This is a genomic window from Caballeronia sp. SEWSISQ10-4 2 (assembly GCF_030464885.1).
Classification (GTDB): Bacteria; Pseudomonadota; Gammaproteobacteria; order Burkholderiales; family Burkholderiaceae; genus Caballeronia.
On sequence record NZ_JALPRJ010000021.1, the window covers coordinates 53790 to 70388 of the forward strand.

The window sequence follows — 16599 nt, forward strand, 5'->3', positions numbered from 1 at the left end:
CCGGATAGACAAAGGAGATCGAGTGATCCGACATCCAGACGATGCGTACGGAATACCGGCGTACGAGTGCTGTCCTATGGTTGAGCCTATGCATGGGCTCGCTTGTCCAGGCTTTGCCAGGAGGAATGGCACATGGCCTTGATGGAACATTTTTCGACGGCGGAAGTGCAGGCAAACGATCGCATCGGGCTCTGGAACCAGATCGTCGGGCAGACCTTTCGCGGTGGCGCCGTCGATGCTCAGCAAGACGATTTCCTCGCGGAATTCTGGCGCTGGAATGTCGGCCCCATCCGGCTGATGCGCGCAAAATCCCAACGCTCGACGGTGACGCGATGGAAGCAATCCCGTGCAGACGACGCTGACGCGGGCCGGCTGATCCTGCATATTCAAAACCGGGGGGCTTCGCAAACCACACAACATGCGCGTTCGGCAACTCTGTCGGCTGGAGACCTGACGCTGTGTGACGCCGCCAGCCCCTATACGCTCGATATTTCGGATGGCAACGATCTCCTTGTTCTCGATGTTCCGGTGTCGTGCTTTGACCATCCGGACAAGGTGACGGGTTTGATAACGCAGCGACTGTCCAGTGGCAGCCCGCACGTCGCGCTGTTGCGGCGCTTTGTCCTGTCGCTCTGGGATGAATTCGGTGGCTGGGTATCGGAAAACGAAGACGATACGGCTCTGGGACGCGCCCTTTCCGAGCTCGCCGGCCTGGCGTTGTCGCCAGACGCGATTATCGATGTCGCGGGAACGAACGAGGATCGCGAAAGAATTCGCAACTGGATACAGGAAAGGTTGACCGACCCCGACCTTTCAACCTCAATGATCGCCAACCGGTTGAATCTTCCGGTGCGAACCATACAGGACATATTCGCGCGCATGGGAACCACGCCAACGCAATACATTCTTCGCCATCGGCTCGAACGTGCGCACTCAATGCTGATCGATCATGCCGACAGGTCGGTCACCGACATTGCTTTTGAGGTGGGTTTCAACGACTCCAATTATTTCAGCCGAGCGTTCAAAAGGCGTTTTGACGTAACACCCAGCATGCTAAGAGCGAGATTGCGAAAATCTTCATGAGGAGGGGTGTTAAATGGCGGCGTTGCCGCCACCACTTAGCGGCTCACTTGCAACTACATTCTCAGCACAGGCTTTAGTGCAATGCCTTTGGCCGAGTCCTGCATAGCCTGATTTATCTGCCCGAACTCATAGAAACGGATAAGACGGTCGAACGGGAAACGACCCTGTCGCCAGAGTTCAATCAGTTTCGGAATGAACAGCTTGGGAACACAGTCTCCCTCGATGGCTCCGCCAACAGACTGCCCGAAGAACAGGCTGTTGATCGGCAGGGTAATCGATGCCCCCGGAGACGATACACCGAGGATGACGCACTGACCGAGCGGCAGCAGCGATTCGACCGCCTGCTGAATCACCGCTGGCACGGCCGTTGTGTCCAGCGAATATCCCACGCCGCCACAGAGCGCGCGGATCGCGTCGACGGCATTACCCTCCGCCGCATTGATCGTATGCGTCGCCCCGAGTTCCTTCGCCAGCGTGAGCCGGTTGGCATGGACATCCACCGCTATGATGGTCGTGCAGCCGACAACCTGTGCGGCCATGATGGCCGAAAGCCCGACTGCTCCCGCGCCGAAGACCGCAATGGAAGACCCGATCGCGGGCTTGAGCTTGTTCATCACCGTGCCTGCACCGGTCTGGATTCCGCAACCCAGAGGACCAAGCAGTGCCAGGTCAACATCCTTTGGAACTTTGACGGCGTTGCGTTCGTTGGCAAGCGCATAGCTTGCGAATGCCGACTGACCGAAGAAATTTCCGCTGATATCGACGCCATCGCAACAGATGGTGGCGCTTCCATCGGCGCGGCGTCCGGAAAAATTGAGCGGTAGCGCCTGATAACAATAAGTGGGAAGGCAGCGCAGGCAGTTGGGGCATTTCCCGCACGATGCAACAGTCAGTACGACGTGATCGCCAACGGCAAGTTCGGTCACGGCCGACCCGATCTTTTCCACCACGCCAGCGCCTTCATGGCCGAGGACGGCCGGAAGCGGTACCGGCAAATGCTGGTCACGCACGCTGACGTCTGTATGGCAGAGGCCCGTGGCGACGATGCGCACCAGTACTTCGTCATCCTGAGGTTCGTCGAGCGTAACGGTTTTCAGTTCCCAATCCGCACCGCAACATTGCGTCACGGCTGCAAGTGTCTCGATCATGGTCTTTCCTTATTCTTTTGAGGAGAGTCCGGCGGCGGGCGGCATCCGGTCAAATCGGGCGGTTCCGGGCAGGTCCGGCATCCAGGACACGGCGCGGTCACAATAGATCTGCATCTGGGGAGCCGGCATTGAAGGGGAATCCATCAATCCCGCCTTGATGACGGTGATGCCTTGCTCATCGGTTGCGGCGCTGATGGTCTGCACCGGCGAACCGCACACGCCGCAAAAGCGCCGCGAGATTGCCTGACCGCTGTCGCTGACATCCATGAATTCCGAGAGCGTTCCTTCGATGTCGACCGCGGCCGCAGGCACGATCATGGCCGCGGAAAATGCCGAGCCACTTTGTTTCTGGCAATGCCGGCAATGACATAGCGCAACCGCGAGCGGCTCGGCGGCCAACGAAAGCCTTACTCCTCCGCAAAGACAAGATCCCCGATAAACGGTGTCGCCCATTTGTATCCTCCTTTTTCGTCTCTTGAATAGTTATTCAACCCTCTGCATGCCCGAGAGCCGCGCTTGTATTTGACTCACGACACAGTCTGCTCGCGAGGCGATGGTCGATCTCGCACTCCAGCGCGAACCTCATCCGCACAATTGCGCAATACGTTCGACGTGCTTCAGCGTTTTCCCCTATCAGTCCCTGCTTGCATTCGTTTGAAATTAACTTATTATTGATAATAGATATTAAATATAACTAAAAGTTAAACCTGAAAGGAGACACCTTCATGAGTACTGCCCCACAACACGACACAGCGTATGAGCGCAAGACACTTGTCCTGCTTGGTCTTGGGTTCGGCCTCGTTGGTCTTGATCGATGGATCGTCGCGCCGTTGTTTCCGCACATGATGCATGACCTCGGGCTCAATTTTCAGCAGCTCGGCAGCCTGATCGGCATCCTGAGCGTGACATGGGGAGTGTGGGCTATCGCAATGGGGCCGGTATCCGACCGTATCGGCCGGAAGAAAATTCTCGTGGTCACTATGGTCGCCTTCTCCCTGTTATCGAGCCTGTCCGGGCTGGCCACGAGCTTCGCGAGTCTGATGCTGATCCGCGCGGTGATGGGGATTGCCGAGGGCGCGTTTACGCCGGCCAGCGTTGCTGCCACCGGCGAGGCGTCGTTACCATCGCGGCGCGGCTTCAACCAGGGTTTGCAACTCAGCATGTTCTCGTTGCTCGGTCTTGGTTTCGCCCCCATTCTCGCCACGCAGTTGCTGCGCGTAGTGCCGTCGTGGCACTGGGTGTTCATGATTTCGGCGGCGCCGGGGCTGATCGTGGCGGTGTTGATCGCACGGACGCTGCGCGATCAGCCGCGTAGCGTTGGCGTTAGCGTTCGTGCCACTGCTACGTCCAGCGCGGCGCGTCCGCGCTGGACAGCGCTCTTCGCCAGCCGCAACGTATGGCTGGCAACGGCGGCGATCCTGTGTGCGATGGCCGGCATTTTCGTCGTTAGCGCGATGGTGCCGACGTACCTCGTCGAGGTCCTGCATCTGGATACGCAGAGCATGGGTTTCGTCGTGTCGGCGATCGGTTTTGGCGGCTTCATCGGTTCGTTCGGCCTGGCCGGTATGTCCGACTACATTGGGCGCCGTAACGCGGCAGTCATCGCGTTCGCCGCGGCTGCCGCATTGCTGTACGTGTTCTCGTGCACCGGCCCGAATCCACCACTGCTATTCGCGTTGTTGTTCGGCATCTCGGTGTTCGCACTTGGCCTGCTCGGACTTCTGAGCGGACCGATTGCCACTGAGGCCGCGCCGCTTGGTCTGGTTGCATCGTCGGTCGGTTTTGTCTCCGGTACCGGGGAGATATTTGGCGGCGGTCTCGCGCCTGCCATTGCGGGCTTCATTGCGCAGCATTTCGGCCTAGCGTTCACGCTTGATTTCGCGCTTGGCGGTCTGATTGCCGGCGCCGCGGTGTCGCTGTTTCTGGCCGAGACGGCGCCCCGCAAACTGGCACAACGGGCTGCCATTCTCGGCACTTCGGGAGATCAGCCAGTATGAAACGCTAGCCCGCCGTTTCGAGACGGGCCGCGTCACTCGCTGGCGCGCATCCGTACAGATCAACCCCTGGATTCAGAACGGCCTGAAGGCTGTGGATTGTCACGCCTGTATCGGCTGCATCGAATCCGGGGGTATGTCGCAAAAGCAATAGCAATAGCAAACCAACTGACGACGAAAAGTCGCAATTTTTATATCCGGTAAGGAGACAGTCAATGAAGATGAAAGCGGTTTGTACAGCAGCCGGCATGCTGTTCGCGTGCCACGCGTTCGCCCAAAGCAATGTGACGATCAGCGGTTTAATCGACGGCGGTGTGTCTTACGTCAGCAACGAAGGCGGCGGCCGCACGCTGAAGTTCGATGACGGGATCGCGGTCCCGAACCTCTTGATATTTTCGGGCAAGGAGGATCTTGGAGGCGCCACGCGCGCGGTTTTTGAATTGACGAATCAGTTCGAACTCGGCACCGGCACCTTCATGCCCGGACAGAGCCTGTTCAGCCGCACGGCTTACGTGGGTCTCGATGACGATCGGTTAGGGCGTCTCACGCTCGGCAATCAGTATGATTTCATGGTCGACTCGCTGTTCTTCGGCTTCAACGACGCAGCCCTTGCTGCGGCCGGTGTTTACGACTTCCGCAACGGGCCGTTCGCCAAGCTTGCGTTGCCCGGCAATCCGACCGGCGCGTTCGATTGGGACCGGATGGCCGGCGAGCGGATCACCAATTCAGTCAAATATCAGAGTGCGAGTTTCAATGGATTTTCGGCCGGCGCGATGTACGGCTTCGGCGGCGTAGCGGGATCGATTGGCGCGAGCAACGCGTCGAGCTTCGGGCTCAACTATGTGAACGGCGCGTTTGGCGCGAATGCTGCCTATACGCTCGTTAAAACGGCGACGACCAGCGCTCAGGACAGCGTGCGTAACTGGGGTGTCGGTAGCCACTATCGCTTGGGTACGGTCACGTTGACGGGGCTGTTCACAACAGTGCGCAACAACCTGAACGGCGCTGGCATATGGCAGGTCGAGGCCGGCACCGCTTGGCAGATCAACCCCTTCTTGAGCTTGAGCGGCGCGTATTCTTATATGAAGGGGAACGCGGTGGTCGACGACAATCACGCGCATCAGCTGACGGCGATGCTGCAATACTTCTTGTCGAAACGCACTAGCGTTTATGTCGCGACTGTCTATCAACGTGCGAACGAAGGCGCCAATGCGCAGATCAATGACGTGATGGTGGCGTCGAGCTCGGCGTCGCAGTTCATCGGCCGCGTTGGTGTGCTGACGCACTTCTGAGTCCGCAGCATGCATCCGCAAACCGGCAAAACGGCCGCCGGTTCAGTCGGAAAATATCTTTCGCAATAGCGCTTTCAACAGCTCGCGTTCGGCTGTGGAAAGCCTGTCTACCGCAGCGTCGTCCGCGTCCGCCGCCGCTTTCAGGGCGCGGCCATAGAGCCGCGCACCCTGAGTCGTCAGCTCGACAAGCTGCGCGCGCTTGTCGTTGGGATTGCGCTGGCGGGTGAGCAGGCTGCGTGCTTCAAGCCGGTCAAGCAACGTCGCGAGATTGGGCGGCGCCACCACGAGCGCCTCGGCCAGCGCCTTCTGATTGATTCCGGGATTGTCTTTCACGATCGACAGCACGCTGAATTCCGCTTGCCGCAGGTCGTGTTTTTCCATCCGTTCGTCGAATAGCGACTGGATGACGAGATACGCCCGGCGCAGGTTGTAACCCACGAGGCCGAGCAGTTCGGTCTGGTCGGTCTGGTCGGCCTGATCGTCGGCAGCGTTGTCTGGAGCGGGTTTTGAGGCCATGGGGGTAGACGCTTTCACGCAAGAGAGGGCGCGCCGATCATAACACGCGAGTTCATCGAAACAGGCTTGCAGACACCCGATGAACGCTTCCCGGCTTGCCATCTTAATAGTTATGTTATATAACTAAATGCATGTTTCAACACCGACGCTTAACGACCATGAATATGACGCAACCTGACTATCAGTATCTGAGCGTCCAGTTCGAAGAATCGATCGCACTGGTCTGTCTCAATCGCCCCGCCAAGCGTAACGCGATCAGCGACGCGCTAGTGGCGGAATTGCGCCATGCGTTCGAAACGATGCGGGAGACCGTGCGTGCGATCGTCCTGCATGCCGAGGGTGAACATTTTTGTGCGGGGCTCGATCTGGCCGAAATGCGCGAGCGCCCCACGGTGGAAGCGATGCATCATTCACGCATGTGGCACGCCGCTTTTGAGCAGATCCAGTTCGGGCGTGCGCCGGTCATCGCCGTGTTGAAGGGGGCGACCATCGGCGGTGGTCTCGAACTCGCCTCCGCGTGCCACGTCAGGGTCGCGGAAGAGTCAGCGTTTTACGCGTTGCCCGAAGGCAGCCGCGGCCTTTTCGTGGGCGGCGGCGCGTCGGTGCGGGTGTCGCGTTTGATCGGCGTCGCGCGGATGGGGGACATGATGCTGACCGGCCGGGTTTATAACGCACAAGAAGGGTACGACACCGGGATCGCCCAGTATCTGGTGAAGAGCGGCGAAGGGCTTGAGAAGGCGCGCGAACTCGCCAGGCGGATCGCGCAGAACTCGCCGACCACCAACTACGCCGTGACCCAGGTGCTGCCGCGAATCGCCGACCAATCGATTCAAGATGGCTTGCTGACCGAGTCGCTGATGGCCGCGATTGCGCTGAGCGACCCGCAGACGCAGGAGCGACTGGCGGCGTTCCTCGAACATAAGGTCGGCCGCGTGGTTCCAAAGTAAATCCGCGCTCGCTCGTCACGCAACAAGATAGCCGTACACGGCTACTGCAAACAGGATGATGGACGGAGACAATTGATGCCAGCACATACCTATCGACGCGTAAGTTTCGGCGTCGGTCCGCTTGAAGTGAGCGAAGACAGCAACGGCTCGTTGCGCGTTCGCTCAACAACACCGCTAGGCCCGTATCCGGATCGCGTGATTGATCGGCTGTTCGAGCATGCCGCCGAAGCGCCGGAGCGCACCCTGGTTGCACGCCGCAGTCCCGACGGGCAATGGCAGCACGTAACCTACGCACAGGGCGCTGCTGCGGCACGCAGCATTGGTGAGGCGCTGCTTGCGCGCGGCTTGTCGGCCGAACGTCCGGTCGCGATTCTTTCCGGCAACTCGCTGCAACATGCGCTGGTTGCGCTCGGCTGCATGTGCGCTGGTGTTCCGTATGTGCCGGTATCGCCCGCGTATTCGCTGCTGGACAAGAGCTACGCGAAGCTGCGCCATATTCTTTCGATGCTGACGCCGGGCCTCGTCTTCGTCGACGACGGCGCACGCTTTGCCGCCGCCTTGCGCGAAGCGGTGCCGGCCGACGTAGAGGCGGTTGTCGGAAAGACGCCGCCGGCTGACCGCACGAGTACTTCGTTTGACCAACTGGTCGCCACCATGCCGACCGATGTGGTCGAGCGCGCGCGGGCCGCGACCGGCCCCGATACGATCGTCAAGTTTCTGTGCACGTCGGGCTCGACGAAGATGCCCAAGGCGGTGATCAACACGAACCGGATGTGGTCCAGCAACCTCGTGATGGAAACCGCGGCATGGCCATTTCTTGCCGAAGAGCCGCCGGTTTTTGTCGACTGGCTACCGTGGCATCACACGTTTGGCGGCAACCAGAACTTCGGACTGACGCTGTTTCACGGCGGCTCGCTTTATATAGACGACGGCAAGCCGACAACGGATGGCATGGCGGTAACGCTCGCCAACCTGCGCGAGATATCGCCAACGGTCTATTTCAACGTACCCAAAGGGTGGGAAGAAATTGCGCGTGCATTGGAGCGGGACGCCGGGTTGCGCGCGACTTTCTACCATCGGCTGCGCATGCAGTTCTATGCTGGCGCCGCGCTCGAGCAACCTGTGTGGGACCGGCTTCACGCCAGCGCCGTCGCGCACTGCGGTGAACGGATCGTGATGAACACTGGCCTTGGCATGACGGAGACCGCGCCGTCTGCTTTGATGATCGTCGAGACGGAAGTGATGGCGGGCCAGATTGGCGTGCCGCTGCCGGGGATGGAACTGAAGCTTGTGCCCGTAGGCGACGGCCAGAGCCGCAAGCTCGAGGTGCGTTATCGCGGCCCGAACGTGACGCCCGGCTACTGGCGCGCGCCGGAACAGAGCACCGAAGCGTTCGACGAAGATGGCTTCTTTTGTTCCGGCGATGCGGTCCGCTGGCTTGATCCAAAAGACCACGATCGCGGCTTCGTTTTCGATGGCCGGGTCGCCGAAGACTTCAAGCTGAATACCGGCACGTGGGTGAGCGTGGGGCCGCTGCGGCAACGTGTGATTGCGACGGGCAGTCCGTATGTGGGCGACGTTGTCGTTACCGGGCACGATCGCCACGAGATCGGCGTGCTGATCGTGCCGAATCTTGCCGCATGCCGCCAGCTTGCCGGCGCATCGCACGACGCACCACCAGCGATGGTCTACGCGCATCCCGATGTCGTCGCGATGTTCGGCGCCCTGGTCGAGCGCCTGTACGCCGACGGGACGGGCAGCGCGAGCCGGGTTGCGCGTGGTGCGCTGCTCGATCCGCCGCCGTCCCTTGTGACCGGCGAAGTCACCGATAAAGGCTCGATCAACCAGCGCATGGTGCTTGCACAGCGCGCCACGACGGTCGAAGCGTTATATCGCGGCGACGCCACGCTCACCGTTTGGGTGCCACGTTCAATCGTGGCCGTGTAAAGGTGTAAGGGAGTAAAGGAGTCACCAATGGATATAGATAACCTGATTGCGATCGACACGCACGTTCATGCCGAAGTGTCGTGCTGCCAGCCGCCGGACCTCTTCGGCAAGGTGTTCGACGACGCGGCGGACAAATACTTTGGCACTGTGCTGCGCCAGGGGCGCCGCCCGACGATTCCCGAAACGATCGAGTACTACCGCGAACGCAAGATCGGCTTCGTCATGTTCACCGTCGACGCCGAAAGTCAGATGGGCCGCCGCCGGATTCCAAATGAAGAGATCGCCGAGTTTGCGGCCAACAACCGGGACATCATGATCGCTTTTGCGAGCATCGATCCGCACAAGGGCAAGATGGGTGCGCGCGAGGCACGGCGGCTGATCGAGGAATGCGGCGTGCGCGGCTTCAAGTTTCATCCGACCGTGCAAGGTTTCTATGCGAACGACCGCATGGCTTATCCGTTGTACGAAGTGATTGCCGAATATGGACTACCGGCGATATTCCACAGCGGCCATTCCGGCATCGGCAGCGGCATGCCCGGCGGCGGCGGATTGCGGCTCAAATACTCGGAACCGATTTACCTTGACGACGTCGCGGCTGACTTTCCCGACATGAAGGTCGTGATTGCGCATCCGTCGTGGCCATGGCAGGACGAGGCGTTGTCGATCTGCTTGCACAAGCCGAATGTGTACATCGATCTATCCGGGTGGTCGCCGAAGTATTTTCCGCCGCAACTGGTGCAGTACGCGAACTCGCTGCTGAAGGAACGCATGTTGTTCGCCTCCGATTTCCCGCTGATTCACCCGGACCGCTGGCTCGACGATTTTCAGAAGGCCGGCTTCAAACCGGAAGTGCATCAGCTGCTGCTCAAGGACAACGCGGTGCGTCTGCTCGGACTGGGCGCGAAGCCTGAACCGGCACAGGCCGGTTAATCTTTTAAAGGGACTCAAGACATGCAAGCAGAAAGACAAGCCGCGCTCGTCACCGGCGCCGCATCGGGGCTTGGCGCGCAAACCGCGCGTGCACTTGTTGCAGCCGGCGCGCGGGTCACGCTGCTGGACGTGAACGAAGCAGCGGCGCAGGCGTTGGCTGAAGAACTCGGCCATGCGAATGCGTTCGCGCAGCGTTGCGACATCACGGACGCGGCTTCGGTCGAAGCGGCCATCGACGCCAGCGAGCGCGCACACGGCGTAGCGAGGATTCTGGTCAACTGCGCAGGGATCGGCGGTGCGAAGCGGCTTGTCGGGCGCGACGGTGCGCCGATGCCGCAAGAGGACTTCGCGCGGGTCATCAACGTGAATCTGCTCGGCACGTTCAACGTGCTCCGCATTGCGGCGGCGCGTATGACGGGCGCCGAGCCGCTGGCGGACGGCGAGCGCGGCGTCATCGTTTGCACGGCTTCGGTGGCCGCGTACGACGGACAGGTAGGGCAGGCCGCTTACGCAGCGTCCAAGGGCGGCCTCGTCTCGCTCACCTTGCCGCTCGCGCGGGATCTCGCTCAATACGGCGTACGCGTGATGACGATTGCACCGGGACTATTCCTCACGCCGTTGCTCCATGCGCTGCCTGAAGAGGTGCAACATTCGCTCGCCGCTTCGATTCCGTTTCCGAAGCGGCTCGGCAAGCCTGAGGAGTTCGCCGACCTGGCGCTGCATATCGTGCGCAACGTCGCGTTGAACGGCGAAGTGATCCGGCTCGATGGCGCGTTGCGGATGGCGCCGCGATAACTAGTTCCAGTACTCAGAAGCTCAACTGCCGGGGATCGACCATGCTGGATAAACAACTCGAAGCCATCGTTGCACAGGCGCACGCGGCCGGTGTGCCCGACCTTTGCGAACTGCCGCCTGTCGCTTGCCGCGCCTTGTTCCGGCAAATCCTCGCGGCAGCCGACGTGGCGCCTGCGGACGTGGACGTCCGCAACTGCACGATCGATGGCCCGGGAGGACCGCTGGGTTTGCGCGTCTACACGCCGCGCGGCGAAGTACGTCAGGGCATCGTTGTCTACTACCACGGAGGAGGCTACGTACTCGGCGATCTGGATGGCTATGACAACGTGTGCCGTCAACTGAGTGAAGACGCGGGCGCGGTTGTCGTGTCGGTCGATTATCGCCTTGCACCCGAGCATCCATTTCCCGCCGCAGTCGACGACGCGTGGGTGGCATTCGAATGGGTGGCCGCGCATGCGGCCGAGCTGTGCAGCGATGATGCGCGCATCGCGGTTGCCGGCGATAGCGCGGGCGCCTTGCTTGCAACGGTAACGTGCCTGCTGGCGCGAGATCGCAACGGGCCGGCGATTGCATTTCAGGCGTTGGTCTATCCGCCCGCAGCGGCCGGCGTCCATGGCGACTATCCGTCACGAACCCGGCATGCCGAAGGGCCAACACTGACCCTGCGTTCGATCGGCTATTTCAATCGGCACTATTTCGGCGAGGGTGCCGTTCCCACGGACTTCCGCGCAGCACCGCTGCTGGCTGAAGACCTCTCCGGCCTGCCGCCGGCGTTGCTTCAGATTGCCGCGTTCGATCCGTTGCGCGACGAGGCCCTGGCTTACGGCGACTGCCTGCTCGCGGCCGGCAATGCCGTGACGGCAATTGAATATCACGGGCTCGCGCACGGCTTTATCAGCATGGGCGGCGGCGTCTCGGCGGCGCGTCTTGCGCAACAGCAACTCGCACAAGCGTTGCGCAGCGCACTGCGTTAAGTGCTCCCGCTCTTGCGATCATGTAACTGATCCAGGGGGACTTCTCAGACGAGCGCCGGTTTGACGACCGGCGCTCGCATTCGTTTACTGCGTGGACTTACATTCGAACGATCGGCTTGATCGTGCGTCCTTCGAGTGAATCGGCAATGGCCGTGTTGATCTCGCCAAGTGAATAGAACTTCACCATCCGGTCGAATGGAAAGTGCCCCTCGCGATGCAGTTCGATCAGGGCCGGAATGAACGTATCCGGATCCGATTCGCCTTCGACAATCCCCATCAACCGGCGGCCACCGCTCATGAAATGCACCTCATCGAGCACGATCTCGGTGCCGGGCGCCGACGCGCCGAGTACGCCGCAGGTGCCGCGCGGAGCCAGGCTATCGGCGGCCTGGCGGATCACTCTCGCGACGCCGGTCGTGTCGAGCACATAGTCGATTCCGTAGCCCGTCAACGCAATCAGCGACGCGACCACGTCGTCGTGCGACGGGTTCAGCGTGTGCGTCGCACCCACGCTGCGCGCGAAGTCGAGCCGTTCGTCATGCAGATCGATTGCCACGATTGTCGTTGCACCGGCGACGCGCGCGGCCATCACCGCTGACAGTCCGACGGAGCCGGCACCGAACACCGCGAACGAAGCGCCGGCCGGCACGCGCAACGCGTTCATGACAGCGCCCGCGCCGGTCTGCACGCCGCACGCGAGCGGGCCGAGCAATTCCAGCGGCGCGTCGGCGGGCACCTTCACGACGTTGCGTTCGTGACATAACGCGTGCGTCGCGAACGACGATTGACCAAAGAAATTGCCATGAATCCGCTCGCCTTCCTTCGACAAAGCACTGCTGCCGTCCGCACGCATACCGAAGAAGTTGCGTGGGAAAAACGCGTGGCAATAGCTTTGGGCGTGCGCCGCGCAGGACGGACACTCTCCGCACGAGTCGTAGGTCATGACGACGGCGTCACCCGCCACAACCTTGGTCACACCGCGTCCCACACGCTCGACAATGCCCGCGCCCTCGTGGCCGAGCACCACCGGATGCGGCGTCGGCAACAGGCCGTCGCGCACCACGATGTCGGTGTGGCAGACGCCGGTTGCCACGACGCGCACAAGAATTTCGTCGTCGCGCGGATCTTCGAGATCGAGTGTTTCCAGCGTGAGCGGTTCGCCTTTGTCTCGCACCACGGCAGCCTGGATTTTCATCGTTTGTCTCCTTGTTGTTTTGTCTATTGTTAGAAAGGCGTCGAGTGAGCCGCTTCTTTCACCGTGACCCATTGCCATTGCGTGTATTCGTCCAGGTCGGATGGGCCTCCCACGTTGCCACCGTTGCCTGAGTGGCCGCGACCACCGAACGGGTTCACGCATTCGTCCGCAACGGTCTGGTCGTTGATGTGCAAAAGGCCGCACTTCAGCCGCTCGCCGATCGCCGTCGCACGGCCAACCGAGGCGCCGATCACCGCGCATGACAAGCCGTATTCGGTGCGATTCGCGAGGGCGACTGCTTCGTCATCCGTATCGAACGGCACGATGGCCGCAACCGGCCCGAAGATCTCCTCATCGAATGCGCGCATACCGGGCTGAACGTTCGACAACACCGTCGGCTTGTAGAAAAGCCGGTCATACGTGCCACCCGCTTCGAGCACTGCGCCCGCCTCAACCGAGGCGCGCACGATCGAGTCGATCTGCTGCAATTGCCGCGCGTTGATGATCGGCCCTAGCGCGACCGTGCCGCTCGCAGGATTGCCGACTGGTAAATGGTTGGCCTTGTCGATGAGCCGCCGCGTCAGTTCCGCAACGATCTTGCGATGTGCAACGATGCGTCCCGTCGCCATGCAGATTTGTCCTTGATGGAAAAATGCGCCGAACGCGGCATTGCTGGCGGCGATGTCGAGGCCTGCATCGTCGAGCACGATCAGCGTGTTTTTGCCGCCGAGTTCGAGCGAGACTTTCTTTAGATGACGTCCCGCAAGCTCGCCGACCTTGCGCCCCGCTGCGGTCGAACCGGTGAAGGCGATCATCCCGACCTCGCGCGCTTCGACGACTGCGGCGCCGGCGTCCGCGTCGCCGGGCAGCACTTGCAGCAGGCCCGGCGGCAGGCCGGCTTCCTCGAATGCGCGGGCGATCAGGAAACCTCCGGAGATGGGTGTTTGCGGATCGGGCTTCAGCACGACGGCGTTGCCGGTCGCGAGTGCAGGTGCAACGGAGCGCATCGACAGGATCAACGGAAAGTTGAATGGCGATATCACGCCGACTACACCATGCGGGACGCGCCGCGCGTAGCTGAGACGACCGGCTGTTGTCGGCAGCACGAGCCCCTGCGGCTGCAGCGGCAAACTGGCTGCGATGTGAAGGAGCGTCGCGGCTTCGGCGACTTCATGCTGTGCCTTCGCGAGAATGCCGCCGGTCTCTCGGGCGATGTAGTGCGCGAAGGCGGCGGCGTCGCGTTCGAAAACTGCGGCGGCGCGGCGAAATACGGCTGCCCGCTCGCGCGGCGCGAGCGCAGCCCATGCCGGTTGCGCGGCGGCGGCGTGCGCGCTGGCGCGCGCCACATCCGTCGGGCGCGCGAGACCGACCTGAGCGAGGCGTTCTCCCGTAGCGGGTTCGATGACGTCGCGTGTCTCGCTGGCCGGGTACCAGGTGCCGTCCGCACCGCCGAACAGACGGCCGGTCCAGAGCGTGTGATCGATGAGCGTGTTCGGCTGGGTGTCTGCCATGTTGTTTGTCTCCTTGATTTGAATGGATGAGCGTGCTTGGCTTTGAGCCCGCTCACGCAGGGTTCTTTGCAATAGCCGTGCCATTGCCATGGCGCGCGCCGTGTAAGCGTGTCGTCTCAACGCACCAAAGCGCCAGCGGGACTGCATGAGCGACAGCAACGTCTTGCATCAAAGTGGCGCCTGCGTGCCTGGCGGCGGCCTGGTCGGGACATCCTCAACTTGCGCAAATGATAAAAGTTATATCAAATAAGTAATATAGAGTTTAATGATTTCATCAAATAACTATTCGACGAATCCCTGGCTGCATGTCTTTAATGCAAAGGGAAACGAAAGGAGGCAAGATGCTCGATTCGATCACGCAACCGCATATAGGTCCGGACAGAGTCTCGCTCGCCGATGCGGCGCGCTTGTCCGGTGCGCTGATGAAGCCCGGCGACAGCGCTCATCTCGACGCGGGCGCTGCACCGACGCTCGGCGACCTTGCCGAATGCCTGTTCTTCTCGCCCGGCGATGGACGAATCTGGCTCAACGACCAGCGGATGTTGTTGCTGCACAGCGCATCGTTTGGCTCGCTGCGGCGCGAGTTGATCGAATGTGTCGGCGCCGAACCTGCGCGCCGTTTGCTGACGCGGGCGGGCTATGCGTCCGGCGCTCGTGACGCGGCGCTCGTCCGGCAACGGTGGCCCGCAGCCGATGGTGCGTCGCTGCTGGCTGCGGGCACGCGTCTTCATGCGCTCGAAGGCGTGGTCAAGGTCGAGCCGCTGCATTTCGCGTTCGACGCCGCGACCGGGCGCTACGACGGCGAATTTCTCTGGCATCACTCGTCCGAGGCGGATGAGCATATCGCGGCTTACGGCGTCGGCAACGAGCCGGCCTGCTGGATGGAACTCGGCTACGCGATGGGCTATGTGACCGGTCTGACGGGAACGCTCGTGATTTTTCGCGAAGTCGAATGCCGGGCGATGGGCAGCGCGGTGTGCCGCGTGGTCGGGCGCAATGCGCAGCGCTGGGACGACGTCGCGCACGACCTGCGCTATCTGGACGCGCCGGCCACGGCCGTTGGCGCGGCGCCGCATCCCGAGGCAAAGGGCTGGCAAGTTCGACGCCCGGCCGAGCGTTCAGAATCCGCCGCAGACGACGGTCTGGTAGGGCTCGCCGCCGCCTTCGTCGCGGCGCGCGATGCGATGGCGCGCGTAGCGCCAACCGACACCACGGTGCTGCTGACCGGTGAGTCAGGCGTGGGCAAGGAATTGTTCGCGGCGACGCTGCACCGACGCAGTCGTCGCGCGTCGGCTCCGTTCGTCGCGGTCAACTGCGCGGCGTTACCGGACACGCTGGTCGAGGCCGAGCTGTTTGGTGTCGAGCGCGGCGCGTTCACCGGGGCGACGCAGACGCGCGCGGGGCGTTTCGAGCGCGCGGCGGGCGGCACCTTGTTTCTCGATGAGATCGGCAGCCTGCCATATGCCGCGCAGGGCAAGCTGCTGCGCGTGCTGCAAGAGCGCGAGGTCGAACGGGTTGGCGGGACGCGCACGTTTCGGGTCGATGTCCGCGTGATCGCCGCGACCAATGTCGAGTTGCGCGAACAGGTGAAGCGCGGCCGGTTTCGCGAGGACCTGTTCTACCGGCTCAATGTTTTCCCGATCGTGATTCCTCCGCTGCGCGAACGCCGCGACGACATTGCCTTGCTGATCGAACGCTTCTCGCTGCAGTTCTGCCGCGAGCACGGCCGCATAACGCCGGGCCTCACGCCGCGTGCGCGGCGCACGCTGCTGAACTATGCATTCCCCGGCAACATTCGCGAGCTGCGCAACATGGTCGAGCGCGGCGTGATTGCAGTCAACGACGGCGAGCCGATCGATCTTGCTCATCTGTTCCGTCATGAGCCGTTGCCGGCTGCGGAACTGTATTCACTCGATCACGGCATGCTGCGGGCAGAGCAGACGGACGATTCTCAGGCGGCCGCCACGGCGAACTTGCCTACGCTTGACTCGATCGACGCGGCCGAGGCGCAATTGCTTGTCGATGCGCTCACGCGCGCAGGCGGCAACGTGTCGGCGGCGGCACGGCTTGTCGGCCTGACGCGCGCGCAGTTCGCCTATCGGATCGCGAAGCGGGGTGGCAGAAGTTGAACTTTCGGCGTGTGCGCGTCGTACTCGTGTTTACCCGCTAACTGCTGGGAAAAGTTAGACATTGTTCTTTCAATGTATACAATAATCATCCAAGACGTCAGGGTTGATAGAATTTATTTTTGGTGAATCGCGCATTTT

At 61.7% G+C, this 16599-nt stretch carries 14 protein-coding genes; 9 read left to right on the forward strand and 5 right to left on the reverse strand.

The features are described from left to right. Positions 1 to 132 precede the first annotated feature (132 nt). Entirely contained in the window at positions 133 to 1083 is a 951-nt protein-coding gene (locus M0D69_RS16240; RefSeq protein ID WP_301782977.1) for a helix-turn-helix domain-containing protein, read from the forward strand. Positions 1084 to 1136: 53 nt separating this feature from the next. On the opposite strand, the gene M0D69_RS16245 is transcribed toward M0D69_RS16240, so the two are convergent. Both M0D69_RS16245 and M0D69_RS16250 read right to left on the reverse strand, forming a co-directional pair. After that, positions 1137 to 2231 carry an NAD(P)-dependent alcohol dehydrogenase gene (locus M0D69_RS16245; RefSeq protein WP_301782978.1) on the reverse strand — a complete coding sequence of 365 codons (1095 nt, stop codon included), beginning with the start codon at positions 2229 to 2231 and terminating at the stop codon, positions 1137 to 1139. Positions 2232 to 2240: 9 nt separating this feature from the next. After that, positions 2241 to 2630, reverse strand: a complete 390-nt coding sequence (locus M0D69_RS16250) for a GFA family protein (protein ID WP_301782979.1) — start codon at positions 2628 to 2630, stop codon at positions 2241 to 2243. A 326-nt stretch (positions 2631 to 2956) separates the two neighbouring features. Between M0D69_RS16250 and M0D69_RS16255 the strand changes: the two genes are divergently transcribed. Continuing rightward, entirely contained in the window at positions 2957 to 4228 is a 1272-nt protein-coding gene (locus tag M0D69_RS16255) for an MFS transporter (RefSeq protein WP_301782980.1), read from the forward strand. 212 nt (positions 4229 to 4440) lie between these two features. Next, a complete protein-coding gene (locus M0D69_RS16260) occupies positions 4441 to 5517 on the forward strand; it encodes a porin (RefSeq protein ID WP_301782981.1) in 1077 nt (358 codons plus the stop codon). Between the two features lie 42 nt (positions 5518 to 5559). On the opposite strand, the gene M0D69_RS16265 is transcribed toward M0D69_RS16260, so the two are convergent. Continuing rightward, positions 5560 to 6033: a MarR family winged helix-turn-helix transcriptional regulator gene (locus M0D69_RS16265; protein WP_301782982.1), complete on the reverse strand. Its 474-nt coding sequence runs from the start codon at positions 6031 to 6033 to the stop codon at positions 5560 to 5562. A gap of 164 nt (positions 6034 to 6197) precedes the next feature. On the opposite strand from M0D69_RS16265, the gene M0D69_RS16270 reads away from it, so the two are divergent. The 5 genes from M0D69_RS16270 (at position 6198) to M0D69_RS16290 (ending at position 11626) form a co-directional block, all read left to right on the forward strand. Next, positions 6198 to 6980 (forward strand): crotonase/enoyl-CoA hydratase family protein, encoded by a 783-nt coding sequence (locus M0D69_RS16270; protein WP_301782983.1) that lies wholly within the window; start codon positions 6198 to 6200, stop codon positions 6978 to 6980. Positions 6981 to 7055: 75 nt separating this feature from the next. Continuing rightward, complete coding sequence (locus M0D69_RS16275; RefSeq protein WP_301782984.1) at positions 7056 to 8927, forward strand: feruloyl-CoA synthase; 1872 nt, start codon at positions 7056 to 7058, stop codon at positions 8925 to 8927. A gap of 27 nt (positions 8928 to 8954) precedes the next feature. Beyond that, entirely contained in the window at positions 8955 to 9857 is a 903-nt protein-coding gene (locus tag M0D69_RS16280) for an amidohydrolase family protein (RefSeq protein ID WP_301782985.1), read from the forward strand. A gap of 21 nt (positions 9858 to 9878) precedes the next feature. Next, a complete protein-coding gene (locus M0D69_RS16285) occupies positions 9879 to 10652 on the forward strand; it encodes an SDR family NAD(P)-dependent oxidoreductase (protein ID WP_301782986.1) in 774 nt (257 codons plus the stop codon). Between the two features lie 41 nt (positions 10653 to 10693). Then, positions 10694 to 11626, forward strand: a complete 933-nt coding sequence (locus M0D69_RS16290) for an alpha/beta hydrolase (protein WP_301782987.1) — start codon at positions 10694 to 10696, stop codon at positions 11624 to 11626. Positions 11627 to 11723: 97 nt separating this feature from the next. On the opposite strand, the gene M0D69_RS16295 is transcribed toward M0D69_RS16290, so the two are convergent. Both M0D69_RS16295 and M0D69_RS16300 read right to left on the reverse strand, forming a co-directional pair. Continuing rightward, a complete protein-coding gene (locus M0D69_RS16295) occupies positions 11724 to 12821 on the reverse strand; it encodes an NAD(P)-dependent alcohol dehydrogenase (RefSeq protein ID WP_301782988.1) in 1098 nt (365 codons plus the stop codon). Positions 12822 to 12850: 29 nt separating this feature from the next. After that, a complete protein-coding gene (locus tag M0D69_RS16300; RefSeq protein ID WP_301782989.1) occupies positions 12851 to 14332 on the reverse strand; it encodes a benzaldehyde dehydrogenase in 1482 nt (493 codons plus the stop codon). Between the two features lie 341 nt (positions 14333 to 14673). Here M0D69_RS16300 and M0D69_RS16305 point away from each other — a divergent pair, with 341 nt between their 5' ends. Then, positions 14674 to 16461 carry a sigma-54-dependent Fis family transcriptional regulator gene (locus M0D69_RS16305; RefSeq protein ID WP_301782990.1) on the forward strand — a complete coding sequence of 596 codons (1788 nt, stop codon included), beginning with the start codon at positions 14674 to 14676 and terminating at the stop codon, positions 16459 to 16461. Positions 16462 to 16599: the final 138 nt, after the last annotated feature.

Bases quoted from the DNA above. Each gene is read 5' to 3' on its own strand.
- M0D69_RS16255 (WP_301782980.1), top strand. From the start codon at position 2,957: ATGAGTACTGCCCCACAACACGACACAGCGTATGAGCGCAAGACACTT.
- M0D69_RS16275 (WP_301782984.1), top strand. From the start codon at position 7,056: ATGCCAGCACATACCTATCGACGCGTAAGTTTCGGCGTCGGTCCGCTT.
- M0D69_RS16295 (WP_301782988.1), bottom strand. From the start codon at position 12,821: ATGAAAATCCAGGCTGCCGTGGTGCGAGACAAAGGCGAACCGCTCACG.
- M0D69_RS16280 (WP_301782985.1), top strand. From the start codon at position 8,955: ATGGATATAGATAACCTGATTGCGATCGACACGCACGTTCATGCCGAA.
- M0D69_RS16270 (WP_301782983.1), top strand. From the start codon at position 6,198: ATGACGCAACCTGACTATCAGTATCTGAGCGTCCAGTTCGAAGAATCG.
- M0D69_RS16285 (WP_301782986.1), top strand. From the start codon at position 9,879: ATGCAAGCAGAAAGACAAGCCGCGCTCGTCACCGGCGCCGCATCGGGG.
- M0D69_RS16305 (WP_301782990.1), top strand. From the start codon at position 14,674: ATGCTCGATTCGATCACGCAACCGCATATAGGTCCGGACAGAGTCTCG.
- M0D69_RS16300 (WP_301782989.1), bottom strand. From the start codon at position 14,332: ATGGCAGACACCCAGCCGAACACGCTCATCGATCACACGCTCTGGACC.
- M0D69_RS16265 (WP_301782982.1), bottom strand. From the start codon at position 6,033: ATGGCCTCAAAACCCGCTCCAGACAACGCTGCCGACGATCAGGCCGAC.
- M0D69_RS16245 (WP_301782978.1), bottom strand. From the start codon at position 2,231: ATGATCGAGACACTTGCAGCCGTGACGCAATGTTGCGGTGCGGATTGG.
- M0D69_RS16290 (WP_301782987.1), top strand. From the start codon at position 10,694: ATGCTGGATAAACAACTCGAAGCCATCGTTGCACAGGCGCACGCGGCC.
- M0D69_RS16240 (WP_301782977.1), top strand. From the start codon at position 133: ATGGCCTTGATGGAACATTTTTCGACGGCGGAAGTGCAGGCAAACGAT.
- M0D69_RS16260 (WP_301782981.1), top strand. From the start codon at position 4,441: ATGAAGATGAAAGCGGTTTGTACAGCAGCCGGCATGCTGTTCGCGTGC.